Source organism: Streptomyces sp. HUAS 31 (assembly GCF_028198125.1).
Classification (GTDB): Bacteria; Actinomycetota; Actinomycetes; order Streptomycetales; family Streptomycetaceae; genus Streptomyces; species Streptomyces chartreusis.
In genome coordinates this window covers 1916916-1942984 of the sequence record NZ_CP116353.1, presented here as the reverse complement: position 1 = coordinate 1942984, position 26069 = coordinate 1916916, and the positions used below count along the sequence as shown (strand labels likewise).

Genomic DNA, 26069 nt, shown 5'->3' with positions numbered 1-26069 from the left:
GGCACCGGAACTCCACACCCCCGCCGTTCCGTGACACTGTGACGTGTGGCACGATGCGTGCCACCCACCCCCACCGGCACAGCCCTCACAGGAGACGCTCCTAGTGCAGCAATCCGCCGTCCCGGAACTGGCACACACCCACACCCGGCCCATCCACTGGCTCGCCACCGCCACAGCGGTCGCCGGTGTCGTGGCGTTCTCCTCGGTCCTCCAGCCGGGCGCGGCGACAGCGGCCCAGGCAGCCGGCCCGGAGACGAAGCACGCCGCCGCGGCGGTCACACCCCCCGACCCCGCGCGCATCGACTTCCCGCTCGAATGCGGCCCCGTCAAGGCGGTGGTGGTGAAGAAGGCCAGTGGAGACCTCGACGGCGACGGCAGCCCCGAGACCGTGGCCGTAGTGCACTGCGACTCCCCGATGGGCACCCCGCCCGACGGCGTCTACGTCCTCACGCACGCCAAGGAGACGGCCGCTCCCCGTGTTGTCGCGACCCTCGTCGACCCGAAGGACAGCATCACCGTCAGTGACATCGCCGTCCGTGACGGAGCGGTCGAGGCCGAGCTGCTCGGCTACTCGTCGACCGACGTGCCGCGGTGCTGCCCGGACGTGAAGAAGAGCGCGAAATGGCAGTGGCAGAACGGCTCGTTCGTGCGCTCGACACCCGCCGGTGCCCACAGCGTCTGACCCTCGCCACGGAGAGTTGTGAGAAATCAGACAGTCGTAACACCCCGTGAACGAAAGGTCACTCGGCGTCCGGGCCGAACACCTCGACCTTGTCCGAAACGCGACGCACATGGATGCAGTCGCCCGGGCACTCCTTCGCCGAGTCCACGACATCCGTGAGAAGCGGCAGGGGTACGGGCGTTGTGGCCCCCTTGGCCTGCAAGAGCTCGTCCTCGGAGCTCTTCACATAGGCCAGACCGTCGATGTCCAGCTCGAACACCTCGGGCGCATACTGGGCACAGATGCCGTCGCCGGTACAGAGATCCTGATCGATCCAGACCTCCAGTGCCTCACCCTCGACCCCGGCCGTCCGCTCCACGCTCATCTCTCCTACCGCTCGCTGCGCCGAGCCGAACGGGAATCCGGCCAGCTCTGACGGGTGTTGAACGCTTCGACCCTACCTTCGACTGGGTTCCAATCATGTCCGGTGGGTATTCCCCTGGCGTGAGGGAGAGCGCAAGGGTGAAGATCGGACACACCCCGACCGTCTTTGTGATCTAGGGGTTTCAATCGACACCCACCCAGGTAGGGTCTGGAAGCGTCCAGCTCCCCTTGGAGGAGGTGAGGACCGTGGCAGCCCACGACGACGACATGAACCGCGGCATCCGCCCGGGACGAGGGTCCGACGACCCGGCCGGGCAGATTGCCTACCTTGAGCAGGAGATCGCCGTCCTGCGACGCAAGCTCGCCGACTCTCCGCGACACACGAGGATTCTCGAAGAGCGGATCGTCGAGTTGCAGACGAACCTGGCCGGCGTGTCCGCCCAGAACGAGCGGCTGGCGAACACGCTCCGTGAGGCCCGAGACCAGATCGTGGCCCTCAAGGAAGAGGTCGACCGGCTCGCACAGCCGCCGGCCGGCTTCGGTGTCTTCCTGCAAGCCAATGAGGACGGCACCGCCGACATCTTCACCGGAGGACGCAAACTCCGCGTGAATGTCAGCCCGAGCGTCGAACTCGACGACCTCCGGCGCGGCCAGGAACTGATGCTCAACGAAGCCCTCAACGTGGTCGAGGCCATGGAATTCGAGAGCGTCGGGGACATCGTCACCCTCAAGGAGATCCTCGAGGACGGCGAACGCGCCCTGGTGCTCGGGCACACCGACGAGGAGCGGGTGGTACGGCTCGCCGAGCCGCTGCGCGGCGTGAACATCCGCCCCGGCGACGCCCTGCTGCTCGAACCCCGTTCCGGTTATGTTTACGAGATCGTTCCGAAGAGCGAGGTCGAGGAGCTCGTCCTCGAAGAGGTTCCCGACATCGGCTACGAGCAGATCGGTGGCCTGGGCGGTCAGATCGAGGCCATCCGCGACGCCGTCGAGTTGCCGTACCTCTACCCGGACCTGTTCAAGGAGCACGAACTGCGCCCGCCCAAGGGCGTCCTGCTCTACGGGCCGCCCGGATGCGGAAAGACGCTCATCGCCAAGGCCGTCGCCAACTCGCTGGCGAAGAAGGTCGCCGAAGTCACCGGCGTGGCCGCGGGCAAGAGCTTCTTCCTCAACATCAAGGGTCCGGAGCTGCTGAACAAGTACGTCGGCGAGACCGAGCGGCAGATCCGCCTCGTCTTCCAGCGTGCGCGTGAGAAGGCCTCCGAGGGCACGCCCGTCATCGTCTTCTTCGACGAGATGGAGTCCCTGTTCCGCACCCGTGGCTCCGGTGTCAGCTCGGACGTGGAGAACACCATCGTCCCGCAGCTGCTCGCCGAGATCGACGGTGTGGAGGGCCTGCAGAACGTGGTCGTGATCGGTGCCTCCAACCGGGAGGACATGATCGACCCGGCCATCCTGCGCCCCGGCCGCCTGGACGTGAAGATCAAGATCGAGCGTCCCGACGCCGAGGCCGCCAAGGACATCTTCGGCAAGTACCTCACCCAGCGTCTCCCGCTCCACCCCGAGGACGTCGGCGAGCACAGCGGCGACAAGGCCATGACGGTCCAGAGCATGATCCAGACCGCCGTCGAGCAGATGTACGCCGAATCCGAGGAGAACCGCTTCCTGGAAGTCACCTACGCCAATGGCGACAAAGAAGTCCTCTACTTCAAGGACTTCAATTCAGGTGCCATGATCGAGAACATCGTGGGCCGCGCCAAGAAGATGGCGATCAAGGACTTCCTCGAGCACAAGCAGAAGGGCCTCCGCGTCTCCCACCTGCTCCAGGCATGCGTGGACGAGTTCAAGGAGAACGAGGACCTGCCCAACACCACCAACCCGGACGACTGGGCCCGGATCTCCGGAAAGAAGGGCGAGCGGATCGTCTACATCCGCACCCTGATCACCGGAAAGCAGGGCGCCGACACCGGACGCTCCATCGACACGGTGGCCAACACCGGACAGTACCTGTAAAAACCAGGGCGGCTGCGGGTGCCCTCATCGGGTACCCGCAGCCCACTGTTTTTCCGGCCACAACCGGAACACAAGGCGTGCAAGGCAATGACGCAAATGATCTCCCCACCAGGGCAAAGGCGCTCTAGGCTCTTCCGTACCGCCGAGTCGCGCAGTGCGGGGACGGGCACCGCACACGCAACCGAGCGCCAGCGGTACTTGTGCGGCGCCCACGACCGAGGGTGCCGCCGGGCAAGGAGGGCCGCATGACCGTACGGCGAGTAATGGGCATCGAGACGGAGTACGGGATCTCCGTCCCCGGCCACCCCAACGCCAATGCCATGCTCACCTCATCCCAGATCGTCAATGCCTACGCGGCGGCGATGCACCGGGCCCGCCGGGCCCGCTGGGACTTCGAGGAGGAGAACCCGCTGCGGGACGCGCGGGGATTCGACCTCGCCCGTGAGGCCGCCGACGCCAGCCAGCTCACCGACGAGGACATCGGCCTCGCGAACGTGATCCTCACCAACGGAGCGCGGCTCTACGTCGACCATGCGCACCCCGAGTACAGCTCGCCCGAGGTCACCAATCCGCGCGACGCCGTCCTGTGGGACAAGGCCGGCGAGCGCATCATGGCCGAGGCCGCCGAGCGGGCCGCCCAGCTTCCCGGCGCCCAGCCCATCCACCTCTACAAGAACAACACCGACAACAAGGGCGCCTCCTACGGCACGCACGAGAACTACCTGATGAAGCGGGAGACCGCCTTCTCGGACATCGTGCGCCACCTCACGCCCTTCTTCGTCTCCCGGCAGGTCTTCGCCGGAGCGGGCCGCGTGGGCATCGGTCAGGACGGCCACGAACACGGCTTCCAGCTCAGTCAGCGCGCGGACTACTTCGAGGTCGAGGTAGGGCTCGAGACCACCCTGAAGCGCCCGATCATCAACACCCGCGACGAGCCCCACGCCGACGCGGAGAAGTACCGCCGGCTCCACGTGATCATCGGTGACGCCAACCTCTCCGAGATCTCGACCTACCTCAAGCTGGGCACGACGGCCCTGGTCCTGTCCATGATCGAGGACGGCTTCATCGCGGTGGACCTGGCCGTCGACCAGCCCGTACGCACACTGCACCAGGTCTCGCACGACCCGTCCCTCAAGCGCCTGGTCACCCTCCGCAGCGGCCGGACACTCACCGCGGTGCAGCTCCAGATGGAGTACTACGAGCTGTCCCGCAAATACGTCGAGGAGCGCTTCGGCGCGGACGCCGACGAGCAGACCAAGGACGTCCTGGCCCGCTGGGAGGACACCCTGAACCGGCTCGAACGCGACCCGATGAGCCTCTCGGGCGAGCTCGACTGGGTCGCCAAGCGGGAGCTCATGGAGGGCTACCGCCGCCGCGACGACCTCGACTGGGACGCGGCCAGGCTGCACCTGGTCGACCTCCAGTACGCCGACGTACGCCCCGAGAAGGGCCTCTACAACCGTCTGGTGGCCCGCGGACGCATCAAGCGCCTCCTGGACGAGGAGACCGTGGAGCGGGCGCAGGTGAAGCCTCCGGAGGACACCCGGGCCTACTTCCGGGGCCGCTGCCTGGAGCAATACGCCGACGACGTCGCCGCGGCCTCCTGGGACTCGGTCATCTTCGATCTCCCGGGCCGCGACTCCCTCCAGCGGGTTCCAACCCTCGAACCGCTTCGCGGAACGCGAAATCACGTCAAGGAGCTTCTGGACCGCTGCCGGACCGCAGAAGACCTGGTCAGGGTCCTGTCAGGCAGCTGATCGGCCTCCGGGCCCGCCCGGCCGGGGGTCGGCCGGGCAGGGTGGAAAACCCGGCGTCCGGGAATCATCGAGGTGGCCCCCGTACGTTGGAGAAACTGCGGGGCCGATGTCAGACCCGGCTTGTAGGGTCTGATCATCACCGATCGGCAGGAAAGCCGACCTGCCGAACATGTCGGGCGACACGAGCGGGGTGAGGGATATGGCAACCAAGGACACCGGCGGCGGACAGCAGAAGGCCACGCGCTCCACGGAGGAGGTCGAGGAGCAGGCTGCGGAGACGCAGGCCTCCGAGGACCTCAAGGAGCGCCAGGAGAAGCTGAGCGACGACGTGGACTCGGTTCTGGACGAGATCGACGACGTACTCGAGGAAAATGCCGAGGATTTCGTGCGCTCATTCGTGCAAAAAGGTGGCCAGTAAAGGAATTCTGGCCGCTTTTGCCTTCGGATCGAAGGTCGCGGGGGGTGAGGGTGGCTGGGGATCCGAACGCGAAGCAGTGCAGGGGTTGCAAGCGCGACTTGTCTCTTGAGGCATTCGCACGGGACAAGAACCGGTGTGATGGCCTTCAGGTGAGGTGTCGGGAGTGCGTGGCGGAGTACAGCGCAGCGCACTACCGGCACCGCCGAGAGGCCCTGGGCAAGTCGGTACGGGAGAAGGTGGACGTCCCGGCCGGGCACAAGATCTGTCGGACGTGTGGTGAGGTCAAGCCGCACAGCGAGTGGCATCGCAACGCCAGTGCGTCCGACGGTCTGTCGACACGGTGCAAGGCCTGCCGTGCTGTCCAGGGGCGGCAGGGCCACCTGAAGCGCCAGTACGGCATCACCGAAGCCGATCGCGACGAGTTGGTTGCCTCTCAAGGAGGCGTCTGCTGCATATGTTTGGCAGCTTTGCCTGAGCACGTGGATCACTGCCACGAGACGGGTAGGGTCCGTGGCGTACTGTGCTTCAGCTGCAACGCTGCACTGGGGCAATTCAAGGATCGGCCCGACGTCATAAGGCGGGCTGCTGCTTACGTGGAAGGAATCGCGTGGAAGCCAACACTCGTAGCACCGGGCGTCTACCAGCTGCCTTCCTGACGCCTGGGTCGTCCTCCTTCATGGACTTTCTCTCCGACCACCAGCCGGAGCTGCTGCCCGGCAAGCGTCAACTCCCGCCCACGCAGGGCGTGATCGAGGCGCCGCACGGCACGACCATCGTCGCCGTCACGTTCCCCGGAGGCGTCGTCCTCGCCGGTGACCGCCGCGCCACCATGGGCAACGTCATCGCGCAGCGCGACATCGAGAAGGTGTTCCCCGCCGACGAGTACTCGGCCGTCGGCATCGCCGGTACGGCCGGTCTGGCCGTCGAGATGGTCAAGCTCTTCCAGCTGGAGCTGGAGCACTTCGAGAAGGTCGAGGGCGCCCAGCTGTCGCTGGAGGGCAAGGCGAACCGGCTGTCGACCATGATCCGGTCCAACCTCGGCATGGCCATGCAGGGGCTGGCCGTGGTGCCGCTCTTCGCCGGGTACGACGTGGACCGGGAGAGGGGCCGGATCTTCTCCTACGACGTCACCGGTGGCCGTTCCGAGGAGCACGGCTTCGCCGCCACCGGCTCCGGTTCGATCTTCGCGCGTGGCGCCATGAAGAAGCTCTTCCGTGATGATCTGAGCGAGGCCGACGCCACGACGCTCGTGGTGCAGGCCCTGTACGACGCGGCCGACGACGACTCGGCGACCGGTGGTCCCGATGTCGCCCGCCGGATCTACCCGATCGTCACCGTGATCACCGAGGACGGCTTCCGCCGGCTGGGCGACGACGAGTCCTCCGAGATCGCCCGCTCGATCCTGGAGCGGCGTCTGGAGCAGCCCGACGGCCCGCGGGCCGCGCTGCTGTAGGCGCGGGTTCCGTCTTATCAAGGTGATCCTGTGACTTCGACAGAAAGGGACGGATAACCGGTGTCGACGCCGTTCTATGTCTCACCCCAGCAGGCCATGGCCGACCGGGCGGAGTACGCCCGCAAGGGCATCGCGCGTGGTCGCAGCCTGGTCGTGCTCCAGTACGCCGACGGCATCGTGTTCGTCGGCGAGAACCCGTCCCGTGCGCTGCACAAGTTCAGCGAGATCTACGACCGCATCGGCTTCGCGGCGGCCGGCAAGTACAACGAGTACGAGAACCTGCGGATCGGCGGCGTGCGGTACGCCGACCTCCGTGGTTACACCTATGACCGTGACGACGTGACCGCCCGCGGTCTGGCCAACGTCTACGCCCAGACGCTGGGCACGATCTTCTCCTCCGCGGCCGAGAAGCCGTACGAGGTGGAGCTGGTCGTCGCCGAGGTCGGCGCGACGCCCGAGGGCGACCAGATCTACCGGCTGCCGCACGACGGATCGATCGTGGACGAGCACGGCTCGGTCGCGGTCGGCGGCAACGCGGAACTGATCAGCAACTACCTGGACCAGCGCCATCAGGACGGCATGACCCTCGCCGAGGCGCTGAAGCTGGCCGTGCAGGCACTGTCACGCGAGTCGAACGGCACTCAGCGGGAGATCCCCGCGGAGCGCCTGGAGGTCGCGGTGCTGGACCGTACGCGTCCGCAGTCGCGCAAGTTCAAGCGCATCGTCGGGCGTCAGCTCGACCGGCTCCTCGAGGCCGGCGGAGCGGCCACCGAGGCCGAGAGCGCCGCCGACGACGAGTCCTCCGAGGAGTCCGGCACTTCCGAGGAGTAGCCCGACCCGCTCAACCCCGCCCGTACTGTGCCCCGGCCGACCCTCGGCCGGGGCACAGGGCGTGTCCGGGGGCCGTCAGAAGACGCTGGGCGGCGCTGTGGAGCCTCGTACGACGAGCTGGACCGGAATGTCGCCCTCTTCCGGCTCGCGGCCTTCCAGGACCGCCAGGAGGGCCTGCATACCGCGCTCGCCGAACAGTTCCGCGTCCAGCCGGACGGTGGTGAGTTCGGGGTCGATGGCGGTGGCGAGGGCGAGGTCGTCGAGGCCGGTGACGGAGATGTCGTCGGGGATGCGCAGGCCCAGGCGCCGTACGGCCTTGTAGGCGCCGGCGGCGAGCTTGTCGTCGTCGCAGATGATCGCGGTGGGGCGGGGGCTCCGAGCGGCGAGCGCGGTTTCGGCCGCGGTGCGGGCCGCGTCGATGGAGATGGGGGCGCGCACGGTCCGCAGTGAGGTGCCGGGCGTCCCGGCGAGCCGGGTGGCCAGTTCGTGTGCGCGCACTTCGAACGTCCAGGACGCGATGTCGGCCGCCAGGTGCAGGAAGCGGCGGTGGCCGAGGCCCAGCAGGTGCTCGGTGACCTGACGGACGCCGTCGGCGATGTCCAGGTTCACGGTCGCGCCGCCGAGGCTGCCCGCAGGGTCGCTGTCGAGCATGACGAGGGGCAGCTGGTCGCCGCGGATGGCGGTGAGGGCGTCGGCGGCCATGGAGGAGGCGATGACGCCGTCCAGGGCGGCCTGGGCGGAGGCGAAGGGGTTGCGGGCGGGGCCGATGCCTTCGGGGGAGGGGTAGAGGACCACGCCGAAGCCGTGCCTGGCGGCCACGCGGGCGGCGCCGGTGTAGACGCCGGCGAAGAATTCCGTGGTGAGGGCCGGGACCACCAGGAGTACCGTGCGGGTGTGGCCGAGGCGCAGGTTGCGGGCCGCGAGGTTGGGCCGGTAGCCGAGCTCGCGGGCTGCCTCGCGTACGCGTTCGGCCGTGGCCGCGGAGACGCGGCCGCGCCATTTGTCGCCGAGGACGAGGGAGACCGCGGCCTGGGAGACGCCCGCGGCCTGGGCGACGTCCCGGCTGGTGGGGCGCGTGCTGCCGTTTGCCACCGTCCGCCTACTCCTTCACCTGGACTCGTGAACAGCGCACATGGTACGTATGACGAAGAACGTTATACGTAAAACTTCAGCGGAGGGCGGCGCGGCCGATGACCGGCGCATACGTGGAGATCCTCAGGGCGAGGCATGCCGCCCGGCTGCTCGTCGGCACCCTCATAGGGCGGCTGCCGAACGCCGTCGCCGCGCTCGCGATCCTGCTGTTCGTGCGCGCCGAGGGCGGCTCCTACAGCCTCGCCGGCGCGCTGGCCGCCGTGTACGGCGTCGCCAACGCGATCGGCCAGCCGGTGCTGGGGCGCATCGTGGACCTGCACGGCCAGCCGCGGGTGCAGCTGCCCGCCGCGATCGCCTCGGCGCTGGCGATGGCCGTGTTCGCCTTCGTGGGTATATCCCCGCTGCCGCTCGCCTACGCGGCGGTGGCCGCGGCCGGACTCTTCACGCCGCCCCTGGAGGGCGGTCTGCGGGCCCTGTGGGGCTCGGTCCTGCACAAGGAGGGCCAGGTGCACACCGCGTACGCCATGGACGCGGTGGCCCAGGAAGTCATGTTCACCGTGGGACCGTTGCTGCTGACCCTGTGTGCCTCGCTGTGGTCGGCCCAGGCCGCGCTGCTCGTGCTGAACGTCATCGGGGTGCTGGGCGCCCTGTCGGTGGTCGTGTCGCCGCCCTCGCGCGCGTGGCGCTCGGCACCGCGCGAGGCGCACTGGCTGGGAGCACTGCGCTCGCCGGGCCTGCTGGCGCTGCTCGGGGCCTTCCTGTTCGTCGGCGTGGCCATGGGGTCCATCGCGGTGGCGGCGGTGTCGTACGCGGACGACCACGGCGGCGACGTGGTGTACGGCTGGCTGATGGCGGGGCTGGGGCTGGGTGCCCTGATCGGCGGCACGGCGTACGGGGCGCGGCAGTGGGGCGGCGAGCCGGCGCGGCGACTGCGGGTGCTGGTGGCCCTTCTGGCGGTGTGTTACCTGCCGCTGATGCTGATGCCGGGAGCGGTCGCCATGACCTTCCTCGCGGTGCTCGCCGGGGTGTTCCTGGCGCCGTGCATCGCGTGCGCCTTCGTGCTCGTCGACCGGCACGCGCCGCAGGGCACGGTCACCGAGGCGTTCTCCTGGCTTGTGACCACGTTCACCGTGGGCGCGTCCGTCGGAACGGGCCTCGCGGGGCCGGTGGTCGAGGCCGGCGGGGCCTTCTGGGGGTTCGCCGTGCCGGGTGGCGCGGGGGTGGTGTCATTGCTGGTCCTGCTGGCCACCGGAAGGGTCCTCGCAGCTCCCGGCAGGGGTGCGGTGGTTGCGGCTTCATCGGAAAATGATCCAAACCGTGCCGTCGAACCCCGTTTCAGCTCGGGGGATCGGGCGTAATGTTCAGTCATGGACCGCCGCATTTTCGGGCTGGAGAACGAGTACGGCGTCACATGTACGTTCAGGGGACAGCGCCGCCTGTCTCCCGACGAGGTGGCGCGGTACCTCTTCCGCCGTGTCGTGTCATGGGGCCGCAGCAGCAATGTCTTTCTGCGAAACGGCGCCCGCCTCTATCTCGACGTGGGATCGCATCCGGAATACGCCACACCGGAATGTGACAACGTGACCGAACTGGTCACCCACGACAAAGCGGGCGAGCGCATTCTCGAAGGACTCCTGGTGGACGCCGAACGACGCCTGCACGAGGAGGGAATCGCGGGCGACGTCTACCTCTTCAAGAACAACACCGACTCGGCCGGCAACTCCTACGGTTGCCACGAGAACTATCTCGTGGCGCGCCACGGAGAGTTCTCCCGGCTCGCGGACATCCTCATTCCGTTCCTGGTCACCAGGCAGCTTCTCTGCGGCGCCGGCAAGGTGCTGCAGACCCCGCGGGGCGCGGTGTACTGCGTCAGCCAGCGGGCCGAGCACATCTGGGAGGGCGTCTCCTCGGCGACGACCCGCTCCCGGCCGATCATCAACACGCGCGACGAACCGCACGCGGACGCGGAGCGCTACCGCCGTCTCCACGTCATCGTGGGCGACTCGAACATGTCCGAGACGACCATGCTCCTCAAGGTCGGCGCCACCGACCTGGTGCTGCGCATGATCGAGGCGGGCACCGTGATGCGCGACCTGACCCTGGAGAACCCCATCCGGGCGATCCGCGAGGTCAGCCACGACATCACAGGGCGGCGCAAGGTGCGCCTGGCCAGTGGCCGCGAGGCCTCCGCGCTCGAGGTGCAGCGCGAGTACTACGAGAAGGCCGTGGACTTCTGCGAGCGCCGAGGCATCCGCACCGGCACCGTCGAGCAGGTCCTGGAGCTGTGGGGCCGCACCCTGGACTCGATCGAGTCCGAGGACCTCGACCGCATCGGCACCGAGATCGACTGGGTCATGAAGTACAAGCTCATCGAGCGGTACCGGGCCAAGCACAACATGACCATGTCGCATCCGCGGGTCGCTCAGATAGACCTCGCCTACCACGACATCCACCGGCGTCGTGGCCTCTACTACCTGCTGGAGAAAAAGGGTCAAGCGGCGCGCATCTGCAACGACTTGAAGATCTTCGAAGGCAAGTCCGTCCCGCCGCAGACCACTCGGGCCCGGCTGCGCGGCGATTTCATCCGCAGGGCCCAGGAACAGCGCCGCGACTTCACCGTCGACTGGGTCCACCTCAAGCTCAACGACCAGGCGCAGCGCACCGTCCTGTGCAAGGACCCGTTCCGTTCGGTGGACGACCGGGTGGAGAAACTCATCGCCGGAATGTGAGGCATTCGCTGCGACCGGCCTGACATCGCACAGCGGTCACATCCGGCCGGAACGCAACACGGGCGCCGTACGTTTCCCGTACGGCGCCCTTCTCACGCCGTAGAGTTGCGCGCACGCCATCCACAAGATCGACCGATTACGAGGCCCCCACCGTGCGCCGACGCTCACTTCTCATCGCTGTTCCCGCAGGACTGGTCACGCTCGCCGGATGCGGTGACGACGACGGATCGGACTCCGGACAGGGAAGCGACAGCGCGTCGCCGTCGAACCCGGACGGCTCGGCCGCGCCCTCGCCGAAGATCGTGGACGGTCCGCTGCCGGCGATCACCGCGGGCACGAAGTTCGGCGAGAAGCCCACGGTCGCCAAGGGCGAGGGCGAGCCGTCGAAGGACCTCGCGGTGAAGACGGTCATCGCGGGCAACGGCAAGGTGGTCGCCGAGAACGACTACCTCCAGGCGAACTACCTGGGCCAGATCTGGGCCACGGCCAAGGTCTTCGACAACTCCTACGACCGTAAGACCCCGCTGCTCATCCAGCTCTCCCAGGGCCGCATCATCGACGGCTGGCGGTACGGCCTGGCCGGCAAGAAGGTCGGCAGCCGCGTCGAGATGGCCGTCCCGCCGGACCTGGGTTACGGCAAGGAGGGCAACGCCCAGGCCGGGATCAAGGGCACCGACACGCTGGTGTTCGTGGTCGACATCGAGGACTCCTTCAACTCCAAGAGCTCCGCCAAGGGCAAGACCGTCGCCCAGAACGACGCGGACCTGCCCAAGGCCGGTACCAACACCGACGGCAAGGCCCCCTCCATCGAGATCCCCAAGACGGATCCGCCGAAGAAGCTGGTGGCGAACTACGTCATCGAGGGCGACGGCGACGCGGTGGCCGCCGAGAACACGGTGCTCGTGCAGTACAAGGGCGTGCAGTGGTCCAACGGCAAGGAATTCGACTCGACGTACGCCAACAAGCAGCTGGTGTCGTTCGCGCTCGCACAGGTCGTCAAGGGCTGGTCGCAGGGTCTGACGGGCAAGAAGGTCGGCAGCCGCGTGCTGATCGTCATCCCGCCGGACCTGGGCTACGGCGACAACCCGCCGCAGGGCAGCGGTATCGAGAAGGGCGCCACGCTGGTCTTCACCGTGGACATCCTGGCCAAGATGTGAGTCCGGCGGTCGTGATGAAAGACTGAGTGCGTTGCCTTTCCACAACGAGCATGGAGCGTAAGACGTGAGCATCGACAAGCCCGAGATCGACTTCCCGGGCGGCGAGCCGCCGAAGGACCTGGAGATCAAGGACCTCTGGGAGGGCGACGGCGAGGTTGCGCAGGCGGGCCAGACCGTCACCGTCCACTACGTGGGCGTGGCCTTCAGCACCGGTGAGGAGTTCGACGCCAGCTGGAACCGCGGTACGCCGTTCCGCTTCCCGCTCGGCGGCGGCCGCGTCATCAAGGGCTGGGACCAGGGCGTGCAGGGCATGAAGGTCGGCGGCCGTCGCCAGCTGACCATCCCGGCGCACCTCGCCTACGGCAACCAGAGCCCCACCCCGGCGATCAAGCCCGGCGAGACCCTGATCTTCGTGGTCGACCTGCTCGGCGTCTGATCGTCGCATCCGATCGCCGCCTGTGATCGGCGGACGACCGGAGCCGACAACCTGGGGCCCATGCCTGCGCGGGCATGGGCCTCGGCTTTTGTCACGCCACTGCGGAGCGGTACGGTCATCGCTCGTAAGCACCATAGGGAAGACGAAGGGCGTCGATGGCCATTGCCAAGGCCGAGCGGCTCATGAACCTGGCGCTGTGTCTGCTCGGGACGCGGCGGCCACTGAGCAAGCGTGAGCTGCGTGAGTCCATCGAGGCCTATCTCGAAGCGGGCAGCGACGACTCCTTCAACCGCATGTTCGAGCGCGACAAGGACGATCTGCGCGAACTCGGTCTGGTCATCGAGACCGTGGAGAACCTCGACGGCGAGGTCGGCTACCTGGCCCGCCGCGACAGCAACCGGCTGCCGCCGATCACCCTGGACGCCGAGGAGGCCGCGGCGCTCGGCCTGGCCGCCAAGGTGTGGCAGCAGGCCCGGCTCGCGGGGGCGGCCAGCGGCGCCCTGCAGAAACTGCGCGCCGCGGGACTGCCGGAGGACGTCGACCCGTACGAGGCGCACGGTGCGCTGGAGCCCCGTATCCCCGTGCACGAAGCGGCGTTCGAGCCGCTGATGCTCGCCTGCCGGGACCGCCGGCCGGTCGTCTTCGACTACCGCAAGGCCACCGCCGCCCGCCCCGAGCAGCGCCATGTCGAGCCGTGGGCGCTGGAGTGCTGGCGCGGCCACTGGTATCTGGCGGGCTGGGACCGCGACCGCGGCGCGGAGCGGGTGTTCCGGCTGTCCCGGATCACCGGCAAGGTGCGCAGCCGCAGCGGACGCTTCACCGCCGAGATCCCCGACGTCGTCACCGTGCGGGAGACCGTCGCGAGCTGGGCGGGGGAGAACGCCGACCGCTCCGCGCTGATCCGGCTGCGCACGGACGCCGGGTACCCCCTTCGGGCGAAGGCCACGGCGGTTCGGGAACTCGGCGACGGATGGGACGAGTTGGAGATTCCGTACGGCCACGGGCTGGATGCCTGGCTGGTGGAGTTCGGGCCGGACGTGGTGGTGCTGGAGCCCGCCGAACTGCGGGCCGACGTCGTGGACCGGCTGCGTGCCGTGGCCAAGGGCTGAGGGGGAGCGGAGCGAGACAGTGGCAGGCAAACCGGTCAGGCCCGTCAACGCCATCGACCAGACCCGGCGGATGCTCTCGCTGGTGACGTATCTGAAGGAGCGTCCCGGTGCCCGCGTCGAGGACGTCGCGCGCGCCTTCGGGATCTCCGAGGACGAACTGGTCTCCGACCTCGATGTGCTGCCCATGTGCGGCACCAGCTTCCGCGGCGGCGATCTCCTCGACATCGACACCGACGGCGAGCGCATCTGGTGGCACAACCCCGACGACGTGGCCGAGCCGCTGCGGATCGCCGCCGACGAGGCGACCGCGCTGCTGGTGGCCGCCCGCGCGGTGGCCACACTGCCCGGCCTGCGCGAGAGCGACCGGCAGGCGCTGCTGCGGGCGACCGCCAAGGTGGAGACCGCCTCGGGCGAGGCCGCCGGCGCGAGTGCCCGGCTGTCGGTGACCTTCGAGGCCGAGGGCGGTGTCTTCGCGGACGTCGACCGGGCGATCTCCGAGCGGCGCCGGCTCTGGATCCGCTACTACTCACCGGCCCGCGACGAGGTCACCGAGCGCGAGATCGACCCCATCCGCCTGGTCAGCGTCGGCCACACCTACGTCGAGGCCTGGTGCCGGCGCTCCGAGGCCCGGCGCACCTTCCGCCTCGACCGGGTCGCCGAGATCAAGATCCTCGACGAGCCGTCCGCGCCGCCCGAGGTGGAGCTGCGGGACCTGTCCGAGGGGCTGGTGCAGCCCGCGGCCGAGGACCCGGAGGTCGTCGTGGAGGTCGGTCCGGGCGGGCGCTGGGTCGCCGAGTACTACCCGCACGACAGCGCGGATGAGCTTGCGGACGGCGGGCTGCGTATCACCTTGCGTACCCCCGACCCGGCGTCGCTGCGGCGCCTGGCGCTCCGGCTGGGCCGCGACGGCCGCATCGTGTCGCCGCCCGAGCTGGCCGACAGCGCCCGCCAGGCGGCCCGCGAGGCACTCGCGGCGTACGACGGGGTCGAGGTGCAGGAGTCCCACGGGACGCGTGTGGTTCAGGAGCGGCAGGGCGACAGGCAGGAGCAAGGGCTTTGAGCGAGTCGGCTACGTCCGGGTCCGGTGTGCGGGGAATCACGGTGGCGTCAGCGTTCGCCGGGATGAGAAGCGTGGCTCCGGTGGTGTTCAGGGCCGGCTGCCCGGACTGCCGAGGCCGCTTCGAGCTCGGCGCGAGCGCCCTGCGCCTCGCCATCGGCGCCACCAGCCGTACGACGTTCTACTCCTTCACCTGCCCCGACTGCGGCGTCGCCGTCCGCAAGCCCGCCGGCGAGCGGATCATCGAGCTGCTGACCGGCGGCGGTGTCAGCACCCTGCGGCTGCACTCCACGGTCTAGGACGGTCTAGGCTCGCCCTCATGTTCTGGCCGATGTTCGCGGTAGCTGTGGGTTTCCTGGGTCTCGCCGTCCTCGGTGTGCTCGCCGTGCGGGTCTTCCTGGAGGCTCAGCGACTCGGCCGGCAGGTGACGGACTCGGCACAGCGCATCAGCAGGGCCGCCGAGGACCTGGAGCGGGCGAGCATGAGCGCGGCCCGCGCCGTGGACTCCCTGTAGTCACCCCAAGGAATGGGTGTGAGTGCAGTGCCGCATGCGTTTTGGGCCACTTCGCCCTGTCAACTTGGCATCGGGGAAAGGTACGCTGCTGGTCGCGGGTCGGAGAACGAGGCCCGGACCGCGGACAGGGAGTAGTACGCACGGGGATTGCCTCTCGTTTACCCCTGAGCGTTACGATCGCTGTCAACACGATCGTTCGGACACATGTCCGACCGATCGGACAGCATCCCACCCCAGCCGCCTCGGTGAGAAGGTAAAGACTTATGTTCGGAAGGCTCGGAGCCCCCGAGATCATTCTCATCCTCGTCGTCATCATCCTGCTGTTCGGCGCGAAGAAGCTTCCGGACATGGCGCGCTCGCTCGGCAAGTCCGCCCGGATCCTGAAGAGCGAGGCCAAGGCGATGAAGGACGACAACAAGTCCGCCGCCCCGGCCGACCCGCCGAACAACGCCGGTGACGACCAGCAGCCCCCGGCTCAGCGCATCATCCAGGCCTCCCCCGGTGACGTGACCAGCTCGCGCCCGGTCAACGAGCCGACGGACACCACCAAGCGCTGACGCAGGGCCGGTGACCTCCGGCCCGCCGCACGAGATGGGAACGTGGGTTGCTGAAGTCTGCCCGCAAAGAGGAGAAGGATCCCGAGGGGCGGATGCCCCTCGCGGAACACCTTCGTGAGCTCCGCAACCGGCTCGCGAAGGCGCTGCTCGCGATCGTCATCATCACGATCGTCGCCGCCTTCTTCTATCAGGAGATCATCAACTTCTTCACCAAGCCGGTCCTGGAGTCGGTCGGCTGCCCGAAGTCGTTCGAGGAACTGGCCAAGACGGCGCGCGACGAGAATCCGTGCGCGCAGATCACCATCAACGGCCTGCTCGCGCCGTTCACGCTGGCCCTCAAGGTGTCCCTGATGGCCGGTGTCGTGCTCGCCGCACCGGTCTGGTTGTACCAGCTGTGGGCCTTCGTCGCCCCCGGCCTGCACAAGCACGAGCGGAAGTACGCCTACGCCTTCGTCGGCACCGGCTTCCCGCTCTTCCTCGCCGGCGCCTTCTTCGCCTACAAGGTGCTGCCGAAGACCGCCGACGTGCTGATCGAGTTCACCCCGTTCGGCGTCGACAACCTGCTGCCGCTCGACGATCTGCTCGACCTCGTCACGCGCATGGTGATCGTCTTCGGTCTCTCCTTCGAGCTGCCGCTGCTGCTCGTGATGCTCAACTTCACGGGCGCGATCACCGGCAAGCGCATGCTCGGCTGGTGGCGCGGCATGATCATGGGCATCACCGTGTTCGCGGCGATCGCCACGCCGAGCACCGACCCGCTGACGATGATGGCCCTCGCCGGACCGATCTGGGTCCTGTACTTCGCCGCCGTCACCGTCTCCATGCTCAACGACCGCCGCAGGCGCCGCCGGGATGCCATGGGCCCCGACGACGACGAGGCCTCCGACCTCGATCTGACCCCCGAGGACATCGGTGAGGTCGAGTCCGTCTCCGCGAGCCGGGCGCTGCCCGAACAGGCGACCACGGAGCGGGTCAACGGCTACGACGACGTCACCTGAGAGACGCCTCTCAGCGGGAAGCGGCCGGGACGCCTACGGGGCGCACCCGGCCGCTTCCGCTTCGCGGTCGTGAGCTGCGCGGATCCCGGGTTTGCCGGATGCCGATCCGGATAATGATCGTCCTGTTGTCAGTGGCGCCCGGTACGCTCGAAAGCACGATGACAGAGGACCTCTCACCGGCCGAGCGGTATGCGGCAGCACACAGGCGCGCCGCCGAGCAGGCCACCGCGCTCGCCTCCTTCCGCGAGATGTACGACTTCGGCCTCGACCCCTTCCAGATCGAGGCATGCCAGGCGCTCGAGACGGGGAAGGGCGTGCTGGTGGCCGCGCCCACCGGCTCCGGCAAGACGATCGTCGGCGAGTTCGCCGTCCACCTCGCCCTGATGCAGGGCAAGAAGTGCTTCTACACCACCCCCATCAAGGCGCTCTCGAACCAGAAGTACGCCGACCTGTGCCGCCGTTACGGCAACGGCATGGTCGGCCTGCTGACCGGCGACAACAGCGTCAACCCCGACGCCGCGGTGGTCGTGATGACCACCGAGGTGCTGCGGAACATGCTGTACGCCGGGTCCCAGACCCTCCTCGGCCTCGGCTACGTGGTCATGGACGAGGTGCACTACCTCTCCGACCGCTTCCGCGGCGCAGTATGGGAAGAGGTGATCATTCACCTTCCCGAGTCGGTCACCCTCGTCTCGCTGTCGGCGACCGTGTCCAACGCCGAGGAGTTCGGCGACTGGCTCGACACCGTCCGCGGTGACACCGAGGTCATCGTCTCCGAGCACCGGCCGGTGCCGCTGTTCCAGCACGTGCTCGCCGGACGCCGGATGTACGACCTGTTCGAGGAGGGCGAGGGCAGCAAGAAGGCCGTCAACCCCGACCTCACACGGCTGGCCCGCATGGAGGCGACCCGGCCGTCCTACCAGGACCGCAGACGCGGCCGCGCCATGCGCGAGGCCGACCGGGAGCGCGAGCGCAGACAGCGCTCCCGGGTGTGGACGCCCGGGCGGCCCGAAGTCATCGAACGCCTCGACGCCGAGGGCCTGCTGCCCGCCATCACCTTCATCTTCAGCCGTGCCGCCTGCGAGGCCGCCGTCCAGCAGTGCCTGCACGCGGGGCTGCGGCTGAACGACGACGAGGCCCGGGAGAAGGTGCGTGCCCTCGTCGAGGAGCGCACCGCGTCCATCCCGACGGAGGACCTGCACGTCCTCGGGTATTACGAGTGGCTGGAGGGTCTCGAGCGCGGTATAGCCGCCCACCACGCGGGCATGCTGCCGACCTTCAAGGAGGTCGTCGAGGAGCTGTTCGTCCGCGGCCTGGTCAAGGCCGTGTTCGCCACCGAGACCCTCGCCCTCGGAATCAACATGCCCGCGCGTTCGGTGGTGTTGGAGAAGCTCGTCAAGTGGAACGGCGAGCAGCACGCCGACATCACCCCGGGCGAGTACACCCAGCTGACCGGCCGTGCGGGCCGCCGCGGCATCGATGTCGAGGGACACGCCGTCGTGCTGTGGCAGCGCGGCATGAGCCCGGACCACCTCGCGGGTCTGGCCGGCACGCGCACCTATCCGCTGCGGTCCAGCTTCAAGCCGTCGTACAACATGGCGGTCAACCTCGTCGAGCAGTTCGGGCGGCACCGCTCGCGCGAACTGCTGGAGACGTCCTTCGCGCAGTTCCAGGCCGACAAGTCGGTCGTCGGGATCTCGCGCCAGGTGCAGCGCAACGAGGAGGGGCTGGAGGGCTACAAGGAGTCCATGACCTGCCACCTCGGGAACTTCGAGGAGTACGCGCAGCTGCGCCGCGAACTGAAGGACCGCGAGAACGAGTTGGCCCGCCAGGGCGCGGTGGAGCGCCGCGCGGAGGCCGCCGTCGCGCTGGAGAAGCTCAAGCCGGGCGACGTCATCCATGTGCCGACCGGCAAGTACGCCGGGCTCGCGCTGGTGCTCGACCCGGGTCTGCCGGCCGGCCGTTCCAACGGCCACCGCGGCTTCGAGCACCATGACGGGCCGCGCCCGCTGGTCCTGACCGCCGAGCGGCAGGTCAAGCGGCTGGCGTCGATGGACTTCCCGGTGCCCGTGGAGGCGCTGGAGCGGATGCGCATCCCGAAGTCCTTCAACCCGCGCTCCCCGCAGTCCCGTCGGGACCTGGCGTCCGCGCTGCGCACCAAGGCCGGGCACATCTCACCCGACCGGCACCGCAAGCGGCGCTCCCAGGCCGCGGACGACCGGGAGATCGACCGACTGCGCAAGGCCCTGCGGGCGCACCCCTGCCACGGCTGCAACGACCGTGAGGACCACGCCCGTTGGGCCGAGCGCTACCACCGGCTGCTGCGGGACACCTCGCAGCTGGAGCGCCGTATCGAAGGCCGCACGAACACGATCGCGCGCACCTTCGACCGCATCGTCGCGCTGCTGACCGAGCTGGACTATCTGCGCGGCGACGAGGTGACCGAGCACGGCAAGCGCCTCGCGCGGCTGTACGGCGAACTCGACCTGCTGGCCAGCGAGTGCCTGCGCGAGCGGGTGTGGGAGGGCCTCGGTCCTGCCGAACTGGCCGCCTGTGTCTCGGCGTTGGTGTACGAGGCACGGGTCGGGGACGACGCGATGGCTCCGAAGCTGCCGTCGGGCAAGGCCAAGGCCGCGCTGGGTGAGATGGTGCGGATCTGGGGCCGGCTGGATGCTCTGGAGGAGGACTTCCGGATCACCCAGACCGAGGGCGTCGGGCAGCGTGAACCGGATCTGGGCTTTGCCTGGGCCGCCTATATGTGGGCCAGCGGCAAGGGGCTGGACGAGGTGCTGCGGGAGGCGGAGATGCCGGCCGGGGACTTCGTGCGGTGGTGCAAGCAGGTGATCGATGTGCTGGGTCAGATCTCGGCGGCGTCTCCTTCGGACTCGACCGTGGGGAAGAGCGCGCGTAAGGCTGTTGAGGGGCTGCTGCGAGGGGTTGTCGCCTACTCGTCGGTGGGGTGAGGGGTTTGCCGGCGGGCGCGGGGTTCGTTGTGGCTGGTCGCGCCCGCGCGGCGGGGCCGCATATCGATGCGGCCCCGCGCCCCTAGGCCGTGCACTCGGCGCCTGTCAGGATGATCAGTTGCCGGGTTGCCCGGGTCATCGCCACATAGTGGTCCACCGCTCCTTCGATGCCCTCGCCGAACCTCTCCGGGTTCATGAGGACGACCAGGTCGAATTCCAGGCCCTTGGACAGCTCGGGGGTCAGTGACCGCACCCGGTCCGTCGGGCGGAACGTGGGGTCGCCGATGACGCAGGCGATTCCCTCGGTGTGTTCGGCGAGCCAGGTGTCGAGGATCGAGTCCCGCTCCGAAACCGATCCGTGGACGACGGGGAGCCCTCCGCTGCGGATCGACGTCGGTACATTGGCGTCCGGCAGCGCGGCTCGGATGACAGGTTCGGCCTCCGTCATGATCTCCGCCGGGGTGCGGTAGTTGACGTTGAGGGAGGCCAGTTCGATCCGGTCGAGGCCGATGCGGGCCAGGCGGTCCTGCCAGGACTCCGTGAAACCGTGCCTGGCCTGGGCACGGTCGCCGACGATGGTGAAGCTGCGCGACGGGCAGCGCTGGAGCAGCATCTGCCATTCCGCGTCGGTCAGTTCCTGCGCCTCGTCGACGACGATGTGCGCGAACGGGCCGGCGAGCCGGTCCGGGGCGATGTCGGTCAGCTCGGCCTCGTCGACCAGACTGACCTGGGCGTCCTGGCCGCGCAACATGATCACCAGGCCCTCGCCCTCGTCGCCGTCGGCACCGGAGTTCGCCGTGGCCTCGATGAGGTTGTCGACGACCTGCGTCATCCGCTCGCGCTGGGCGGCGAGGATGCCCGCGTGCCGACGCCTGCGGCGGGCGGCCTCCGGATCGCCGAGCCGTTGCCGTGCCGCGTCCAGCAGCGGCAGGTCGGACACCGTCCACGCCCGGGCGTCCGCGCGCTGGAGCCGCCGCACCTTCTCGCGGTCGAGCCAGGGAGCGCACATCCGCAGATATGCCGGCACCGACCACAGGTCCCCGACCAGGTCGGTCGCCTCCAGCAACGGCCAGGAGCGGTCGAAGGCGCCGCGCAGCTCACGGTTCTGCGACAGGGACCTGCGGATCAGGTCGGGGGAGACCTCGCCGTCGTCGCCGGAGGCGTCCTCCTCGTGCTGCTCGACCAGGATCGTCAGCAGTTCCTCCCAGACCTGGTCGCGGGCCTCGTTGTGCGGCACACCGGGCTCGGCCGCGTCGAACGCCACGGCCCAGTCGCGGGCGGTCAGCCGTACGTCGGACCAGTGGGTCGTGACCGTCATGGTCTCGGTGGGCGGCTCCTCGTAGAAGCGGACGGCCTTCTCGATCGCCCGCACCAGGTCCGCGGACGACTTCAGGCGGGCCACCTCCGGGTCGGGCTCGACGGTCGCCGCGGCCCCCTCGGGGACCAGGTCCCGCAGGATGCAGGTCTGCACGCCCTCCTCGCCGAGGCTCGGCAGGACGTCGGAGACGTAACTCAGATACGGCCGGTGCGGACCGACGAACAGGACGCCGCCCCGGCGCTGGTCGAGCCGTGGGTCGGAGTACAGCAGGTAGGCGGAGCGGTGCAGGGCGACGACGGTCTTGCCCGTGCCGGGGCCGCCGTCGACGACGAGTGCGCCGCGGGATCCGGCGCGGATGATGGCGTCCTGGTCGGCCTGGATCGTGCCGAGCACGTCCCGCATCCTGGGGGAGCGGTCGCCGGCCAGGCTCGCGATGAACGCGGACTGGTCGTCGAGCGCGGCATGCCCGGCGAAGCCGTCCGGGGTGAACACCTCGTCCCAGTAGTCGCTGATCCGGCCCTCGGTCCAGCGGTACCGGCGGCGGCCGGCCAGGCCCATCGGGTTGCCGTGGGTGGCGCCGAAGAACGGCTCGGCCGCGGGGGAGCGCCAGTCGACGAGCAGCCGGCGGCCCGTGCTGTCGGTCAGGCCGAGGCGGCCCACGTAGACCGGCTCGGGGTTGTCCGCGCCGACCATGTGTCCCAGGCACAGGTCAAGGCCGAAGCGGCGCAGGGTGCGCAGACGGGCGCTGAGCCGGTGGATCTCGTTGTCGCGGTCCATCGCCTCCCGGCCGGTGCCACCCGGTTCCTTGCGTGCGGCGGCGAGACGGTCGGACAGCTCGGCGATGGACTGTTCGAGGCACTCGGCGATGGCGGCGAAGTGCCGCTCGTCGGCGGCGACGAGCGCCGGATCGGCCTTGGGGGAGAGGCGTTCGGGCAGGGCGAAGGCACTGGTGGTGAGGGGGTTCAAAGCTATGGCTCCGTAAGTCGCTCGTCGGCGGACCTCGTGTGCGGCGACGCTCCCGGCGCCCGCAGCCACATCACACGCACGCACTGGTATGCCTCCCGTTTCCGCAGGTCGTGGGCCTACGGCCGGAGATTCTGCGGCATGGAGGGGGCCTTGCCGCAAGCCCCCCAGTGCGCTATAAGTTGAGAGTGGCAGGGAGCGGAGAAGCTCCTTGCCCTTGTTGTTTCCGCCGCCCTTTGCGGCTCCCGCCGCGGTCCAGGCGCGCCGCGCCTCTCGTCGGCCTTCGCCGGACCGGCGTCACATCTCCCGCTGATCGCCTGCTGATCGCTCGCTGATCACTTGATCCCGGGTGCGGAACCCGATCTTCACCCCTCACGGCGAGTGACCTTCGAACATTCTCACGCCATTACCGATCGTGTTCGAATGTTATCTGAGCGTATAAATGAGGCTGAGCGTACCGCTGCCGCACACCCCGTTTCAGGTGCTTGCTGAATATGACACAGCGATGATCCGGTCGGACTAAGCTCGCCCGCAGCGCACCGAGTTGAGGTGTAATCGTGCGCTTGTTCCCAAACGCGCAGAAGATTCCGACATACCCATGACGTACCCCGCTGCAAGCTCCCCCTACACCCACCCGATCAGTTTCAGAGGGCCCACATGGTGAGCGTTCAATCCCCGCCCCGACGCCGTGAACTCCCCTACGCACGTGTGCTGTTGCTGCCGGCCATAGTGATGGCCGCGGCGATCGGAGCCGCCGTCGCCCTGGTGGCGGACCCGGCCCGGACGGCCGTCGGTGTGTGCGGTGCCGTGGCCATGCTGCTGGTGCTGGCCTCGGCGGCCGAAGCGGTACGCCGCGGTCGCGCACTGCGGGACACGCGGGCCGAGCACGCCCGTCACACCGCGTATCTGGAACGCCGCGTAGCCGCCCACGGCGAGGAGATGGCCCGCCTCGCCACGGAGATCACGCCCGCCGCGATCTACTCGCTGCGCTGTGGCAATTCACCCCACGAAGTGATTCGAGACCTAGCCGAGCTCGACCCGTCCTACGACCAACTTGCCCCGTCCCAGGTCGAGTTGGTGAAGTCGATGCTCGACATCGTCGACCACGAGGAAGCCCTGCGCGACTCGGCCCAGCGCTCCTTCGTCAACATCGCCCGCCGCGTCCAGTCGATCGTCCACCAACAGGCCGTGGAACTCCGCGAGATGGAGGAGGACCACGGGCGCAACCCCGAGGTCTTCGACGACCTCCTGCGCATCGACCACGGCACCATGCTGATCGGCCGCCTCGCCGACTCCATCTCCGTGCTCGGCGGCGGCCGACCCGGACGCCAGTGGCCCGACCCCGTCCCGCTGTACAGCGTGCTGCGCGGCGCGATGTCCCGGATCCTGGAGTACCGCCGCATCAGCCTGGACTCCATCGTCCAGGTCAACATCGCCGGCATCTCCGTCGAACCGATCATTCACGCGGCGGCCGAACTCCTCGACAACGCCACCCGATACTCGCCGCCGCAGACCAAGGTGCACGTCACCGCGACCGAGGTGCAGACCGGCGTCGCGATCGAGATCGAGGACGCCGGTGTCAGCCTGAGCGAGGAGGCCCGCGCCAGAGTCGAGGGCATGCTCGAACGTGCCAAGCAGGGCACCGACCTCCAGGACCTCGGGGAGTCCCCACGCCTGGGCCTGGCTGTCGTCGGTCGCCTCTGCACGGCCTACAAGATGCAGGTCTCGCTGCGGTCGTCCGCGTACGGCGGCGTCCGCGCCGTCCTCGTCGTGCCGCGCGAGATGATGACCAGCGAGCCCGCGCCCGGACTCGCCCATGGCATCGGAGCGGGGGCGGCGCCCAAGGCCGACGACCCCGATGCGCTCGAAGGTCCCAAGCGCGCTCCCAAGAAGAGGCGCCCGACCAGCCCGAAGATCGCCGCCGCGGCTTCCATGGAGGACGACGTCCCGGTCGTCACCGAATGGACTCCGGGCGGGCTGCCCCAGCGCCGCAGCCGGGTCAAGACCCCGCTCAGCAAGCGCATCGCCGAGCAGGCGGCCATCGAGCAGGCCGAGCGAGAGGGACGGCCGACCATCTGGTCGACGCCCACGTCCGAGCCCGAGCCCGAGCCGATGAAGGACGAGCCTGCGCCTGGAGCCTGGGTCGAGGCGTTCTGGGACGGACTCAAGGACAAGCCCGACCCGCTCACACTCCAACCGCGAACTCAACCGGCCGGCGCCGAGGCCGAAGACGAGGGGGACCTCAAGTGATCCAGCAGCGCGCCAACTTCGACTGGATGCTCAAGGAGCTCCACGACGGCGTACCGGGCATCCAGATGATCGTGGTGCTGTCCGCGGACGGACTGCGCATCGCCCGCTACGGCGGCGACCCGGACACCGCCGACCGAGTCGCCGCGGCCTGCGCCGGACTTCAGAGCCTGGCGAGCGCGGTCGCCTCGGAGATCCCGAAGAGCGACGGCAAGATGAAGATGGTCCTCATCGAGATCAACGGCGGCTATTTCTATCTGATGGCCGCCGGCGCCAACGCCTATCTCGCCGTGCTGTCCGACACGTTCGCCGAACCCGGCCGGATGAGCAACCGCATGTCCGACCTCGTCGCCCGTATCGGCGCCCATCTCACCAGTCCGCCCAGGCGCAACGGCCAGACCGTATGACTCCTCCGCAACGCCGGCGGCGATACCCCAAGGAGCAACCGCCCTCCCCGCCTCCCCCTCCCGGGCCCGGGAAGCAGAAGAACCCCGAGCGGCTCTTCGTGGTGGCCGGGCCGGACGGTGGCGAGCGCGACGGCGACCTCGACCTCGTCGCCCTGATCGTGGCGCGCGCAGACCCCCCGCCTGCCGCGACGCCCGAGCAGTCGGCGTTACTCCGGCTCACCACCACCCCCCTGTCCGTGGCCGAACTCTCGGCCTATCTCAACCTTCCGTTCAGCGTGATCACGGTCCTGCTCACCGACATGCTGGCGGCCGGGCTGGTGACGGCACGCGCCCCGATCGTGCGTCAGACCGTCGCCGACCGTTCAATCCTCGAAGCGGTGATGCATGGACTTCAAAGGCTCTGACACCGTCCCCGGCCCCCGGACCGAGGACCAGTTGCCGCAGACGGCCGAGGCCGCGGTCAAGATCGTGATCGTGGGCGGCTTCGGCGTCGGCAAGACGACGATGGTCGGCTCGGTCAGCGAGATCAGGCCACTGACCACCGAAGAGACGATGACGCAGGCCGGCATCGGCGTCGACGACAACTTCGGCTCGCCGACCAAGACGGCCACGACGGTCGCGATGGACTTCGGCCGTATCAGCATCACCGAGCAACTCGTGCTGTACCTCTTCGGTACTCCCGGCCAGGAGCGCTTCTGGTTCCTGTGGAACGGGTTGTTCGAAGGCGCGCTGGGCGCGGTCGTGCTGGTCGACACTCGCCGCCTCGAGGTCAGCTTCGACGTCATCGGGCGACTCGAGGAGCGCGGGGTGCCCTTCGTGGTGGCCGTCAACACCTTCCCGGACGCGCCTCGTTACCCCGTCTCCGAACTCCGTACGGCGCTCGACGTGTCCGAGGAGATCCCCATCGTGGAATGCGACGTCCGCCGCCGGGCGTCCAGCCGCGACGTCCTGATGACGCTGATGCACTTCCTGCACGCGCTGGCTACGGCGAAGGCGCCTGTGTGA

At 68.8% G+C, this 26069-nt stretch carries 25 protein-coding genes; 22 read left to right on the top strand and 3 right to left on the bottom strand.

Going from position 1 to position 26069, the window contains the following annotated elements:
- The first annotated feature begins 103 nt into the window (after positions 1 to 103).
- Positions 104 to 682: a hypothetical protein gene (locus PGH47_RS08470; RefSeq protein ID WP_271662901.1), complete on the top strand. Its 579-nt coding sequence runs from the start codon at positions 104 to 106 to the stop codon at positions 680 to 682.
- A gap of 58 nt (positions 683 to 740) precedes the next feature.
- Here PGH47_RS08470 and PGH47_RS08465 read toward each other — a convergent pair whose 3' ends face one another.
- The gene (locus PGH47_RS08465) at positions 741 to 1046 is read right to left on the bottom strand and encodes a ferredoxin (protein ID WP_030955196.1); all 306 of its coding nucleotides are present in this window, start codon (positions 1044 to 1046) and stop codon (positions 741 to 743) included.
- Positions 1047 to 1291: 245 nt separating this feature from the next.
- Here PGH47_RS08465 and arc point away from each other — a divergent pair, with 245 nt between their 5' ends.
- The 6 genes from arc to prcA all read left to right on the top strand — a co-directional run bounded on the left by arc (position 1292) and on the right by prcA (position 7517).
- Positions 1292 to 3058 carry a proteasome ATPase gene (gene arc / locus PGH47_RS08460; protein ID WP_093867001.1) on the top strand — a complete coding sequence of 589 codons (1767 nt, stop codon included), beginning with the start codon at positions 1292 to 1294 and terminating at the stop codon, positions 3056 to 3058.
- Positions 3059 to 3303: 245 nt separating this feature from the next.
- Positions 3304 to 4815 (top strand): depupylase/deamidase Dop, encoded by a 1512-nt coding sequence (gene dop, locus PGH47_RS08455; protein WP_365100936.1) that lies wholly within the window; start codon positions 3304 to 3306, stop codon positions 4813 to 4815.
- Between the two features lie 199 nt (positions 4816 to 5014).
- The gene (locus PGH47_RS08450) at positions 5015 to 5233 is read left to right on the top strand and encodes a ubiquitin-like protein Pup (RefSeq protein ID WP_019757212.1); all 219 of its coding nucleotides are present in this window, start codon (positions 5015 to 5017) and stop codon (positions 5231 to 5233) included.
- A gap of 50 nt (positions 5234 to 5283) precedes the next feature.
- Positions 5284 to 5889 (top strand): endonuclease VII domain-containing protein, encoded by a 606-nt coding sequence (locus PGH47_RS08445; protein ID WP_271668010.1) that lies wholly within the window; start codon positions 5284 to 5286, stop codon positions 5887 to 5889.
- Entirely contained in the window at positions 5841 to 6686 is an 846-nt protein-coding gene (prcB, locus tag PGH47_RS08440) for a proteasome subunit beta (RefSeq protein ID WP_037867770.1), read from the top strand. The genes PGH47_RS08445 and prcB overlap by 49 nt, the downstream gene beginning before the upstream one ends.
- 60 nt (positions 6687 to 6746) lie before the next feature.
- On the top strand, positions 6747 to 7517 hold the full coding sequence (gene prcA, locus PGH47_RS08435; RefSeq protein ID WP_271662900.1) for a proteasome subunit alpha: 771 nt from the start codon (positions 6747 to 6749) through the stop codon (positions 7515 to 7517).
- 75 nt (positions 7518 to 7592) lie between these two features.
- Here the strand turns inward: prcA and PGH47_RS08430 are convergent, their stop codons facing one another.
- On the bottom strand, positions 7593 to 8609 hold the full coding sequence (locus PGH47_RS08430) for a LacI family DNA-binding transcriptional regulator (protein ID WP_271662899.1): 1017 nt from the start codon (positions 8607 to 8609) through the stop codon (positions 7593 to 7595).
- 98 nt (positions 8610 to 8707) lie between these two features.
- Between PGH47_RS08430 and PGH47_RS08425 the strand changes: the two genes are divergently transcribed.
- The 11 genes from PGH47_RS08425 (at position 8708) to PGH47_RS08375 (ending at position 20129) form a co-directional block, all read left to right on the top strand.
- A complete protein-coding gene (locus PGH47_RS08425) occupies positions 8708 to 9967 on the top strand; it encodes an MFS transporter (RefSeq protein ID WP_271662898.1) in 1260 nt (419 codons plus the stop codon).
- Positions 9968 to 9976: 9 nt separating this feature from the next.
- On the top strand, positions 9977 to 11338 hold the full coding sequence (gene pafA / locus PGH47_RS08420; RefSeq protein WP_030955459.1) for a Pup--protein ligase: 1362 nt from the start codon (positions 9977 to 9979) through the stop codon (positions 11336 to 11338).
- A gap of 152 nt (positions 11339 to 11490) precedes the next feature.
- Complete coding sequence (locus PGH47_RS08415) at positions 11491 to 12495, top strand: FKBP-type peptidyl-prolyl cis-trans isomerase (protein ID WP_271662897.1); 1005 nt, start codon at positions 11491 to 11493, stop codon at positions 12493 to 12495.
- Between the two features lie 64 nt (positions 12496 to 12559).
- Positions 12560 to 12931, top strand: coding sequence for an FKBP-type peptidyl-prolyl cis-trans isomerase (locus tag PGH47_RS08410; protein WP_126897226.1), 372 nt, complete (start codon positions 12560 to 12562; stop codon positions 12929 to 12931).
- A gap of 155 nt (positions 12932 to 13086) precedes the next feature.
- Positions 13087 to 14040 (top strand): helix-turn-helix transcriptional regulator, encoded by a 954-nt coding sequence (locus PGH47_RS08405; protein ID WP_093745397.1) that lies wholly within the window; start codon positions 13087 to 13089, stop codon positions 14038 to 14040.
- Positions 14041 to 14059: 19 nt separating this feature from the next.
- Positions 14060 to 15100 carry a helix-turn-helix transcriptional regulator gene (locus tag PGH47_RS08400; protein WP_271662896.1) on the top strand — a complete coding sequence of 347 codons (1041 nt, stop codon included), beginning with the start codon at positions 14060 to 14062 and terminating at the stop codon, positions 15098 to 15100.
- Complete coding sequence (locus PGH47_RS08395) at positions 15097 to 15396, top strand: hypothetical protein (protein WP_271662895.1); 300 nt, start codon at positions 15097 to 15099, stop codon at positions 15394 to 15396. Before PGH47_RS08400 ends, PGH47_RS08395 begins: the two co-directional genes overlap by 4 nt.
- A gap of 20 nt (positions 15397 to 15416) precedes the next feature.
- Positions 15417 to 15611 (top strand): hypothetical protein, encoded by a 195-nt coding sequence (locus tag PGH47_RS08390; protein WP_030956492.1) that lies wholly within the window; start codon positions 15417 to 15419, stop codon positions 15609 to 15611.
- 263 nt (positions 15612 to 15874) lie between these two features.
- Positions 15875 to 16168, top strand: coding sequence for a Sec-independent protein translocase subunit TatA (tatA, locus tag PGH47_RS08385; RefSeq protein ID WP_030956493.1), 294 nt, complete (start codon positions 15875 to 15877; stop codon positions 16166 to 16168).
- Between the two features lie 47 nt (positions 16169 to 16215).
- A complete protein-coding gene (gene tatC, locus PGH47_RS08380) occupies positions 16216 to 17166 on the top strand; it encodes a twin-arginine translocase subunit TatC (protein WP_271662894.1) in 951 nt (316 codons plus the stop codon).
- A 113-nt stretch (positions 17167 to 17279) separates the two neighbouring features.
- Positions 17280 to 20129, top strand: coding sequence for a DEAD/DEAH box helicase (locus PGH47_RS08375; RefSeq protein WP_271668009.1), 2850 nt, complete (start codon positions 17280 to 17282; stop codon positions 20127 to 20129).
- An 82-nt stretch (positions 20130 to 20211) separates the two neighbouring features.
- Here the strand turns inward: PGH47_RS08375 and helR are convergent, their stop codons facing one another.
- Positions 20212 to 22413: an RNA polymerase recycling motor ATPase HelR gene (helR, locus tag PGH47_RS08370; protein WP_271662893.1), complete on the bottom strand. Its 2202-nt coding sequence runs from the start codon at positions 22411 to 22413 to the stop codon at positions 20212 to 20214.
- A gap of 654 nt (positions 22414 to 23067) precedes the next feature.
- On the opposite strand from helR, the gene PGH47_RS08365 reads away from it, so the two are divergent.
- The 4 genes from PGH47_RS08365 to PGH47_RS08350 are packed head-to-tail and all read left to right on the top strand — an operon-like array spanning position 23068 to position 26069.
- Complete coding sequence (locus PGH47_RS08365) at positions 23068 to 24660, top strand: sensor histidine kinase (RefSeq protein WP_271662892.1); 1593 nt, start codon at positions 23068 to 23070, stop codon at positions 24658 to 24660.
- The gene (locus PGH47_RS08360) at positions 24657 to 25064 is read left to right on the top strand and encodes a roadblock/LC7 domain-containing protein (protein WP_030946521.1); all 408 of its coding nucleotides are present in this window, start codon (positions 24657 to 24659) and stop codon (positions 25062 to 25064) included. The genes PGH47_RS08365 and PGH47_RS08360 overlap by 4 nt, the downstream gene beginning before the upstream one ends.
- Positions 25061 to 25468, top strand: a complete 408-nt coding sequence (locus PGH47_RS08355; protein WP_271662891.1) for a DUF742 domain-containing protein — start codon at positions 25061 to 25063, stop codon at positions 25466 to 25468. Before PGH47_RS08360 ends, PGH47_RS08355 begins: the two co-directional genes overlap by 4 nt.
- Entirely contained in the window at positions 25449 to 26069 is a 621-nt protein-coding gene (locus PGH47_RS08350) for a GTP-binding protein (protein ID WP_271662890.1), read from the top strand. Before PGH47_RS08355 ends, PGH47_RS08350 begins: the two co-directional genes overlap by 20 nt.

What these genes read in the sequence shown, in the direction of transcription:
- PGH47_RS08465 (WP_030955196.1), bottom strand. Translation starts at nt 1,046, where the DNA reads ATGAGCGTGGAGCGGACGGCCGGGGTCGAGGGTGAGGCACTGGAGGTC.
- dop (WP_365100936.1), top strand. Translation starts at nt 3,304, where the DNA reads ATGACCGTACGGCGAGTAATGGGCATCGAGACGGAGTACGGGATCTCC.
- PGH47_RS08450 (WP_019757212.1), top strand. Translation starts at nt 5,015, where the DNA reads ATGGCAACCAAGGACACCGGCGGCGGACAGCAGAAGGCCACGCGCTCC.
- PGH47_RS08425 (WP_271662898.1), top strand. Translation starts at nt 8,708, where the DNA reads ATGACCGGCGCATACGTGGAGATCCTCAGGGCGAGGCATGCCGCCCGG.
- pafA (WP_030955459.1), top strand. Translation starts at nt 9,977, where the DNA reads ATGGACCGCCGCATTTTCGGGCTGGAGAACGAGTACGGCGTCACATGT.
- PGH47_RS08405 (WP_093745397.1), top strand. Translation starts at nt 13,087, where the DNA reads ATGGCCATTGCCAAGGCCGAGCGGCTCATGAACCTGGCGCTGTGTCTG.
- PGH47_RS08390 (WP_030956492.1), top strand. Translation starts at nt 15,417, where the DNA reads ATGTTCTGGCCGATGTTCGCGGTAGCTGTGGGTTTCCTGGGTCTCGCC.
- tatA (WP_030956493.1), top strand. Translation starts at nt 15,875, where the DNA reads ATGTTCGGAAGGCTCGGAGCCCCCGAGATCATTCTCATCCTCGTCGTC.
- PGH47_RS08375 (WP_271668009.1), top strand. Translation starts at nt 17,280, where the DNA reads ATGATCGTCCTGTTGTCAGTGGCGCCCGGTACGCTCGAAAGCACGATG.
- PGH47_RS08365 (WP_271662892.1), top strand. Translation starts at nt 23,068, where the DNA reads ATGGTGAGCGTTCAATCCCCGCCCCGACGCCGTGAACTCCCCTACGCA.
- PGH47_RS08355 (WP_271662891.1), top strand. Translation starts at nt 25,061, where the DNA reads ATGACTCCTCCGCAACGCCGGCGGCGATACCCCAAGGAGCAACCGCCC.
- PGH47_RS08350 (WP_271662890.1), top strand. Translation starts at nt 25,449, where the DNA reads ATGGACTTCAAAGGCTCTGACACCGTCCCCGGCCCCCGGACCGAGGAC.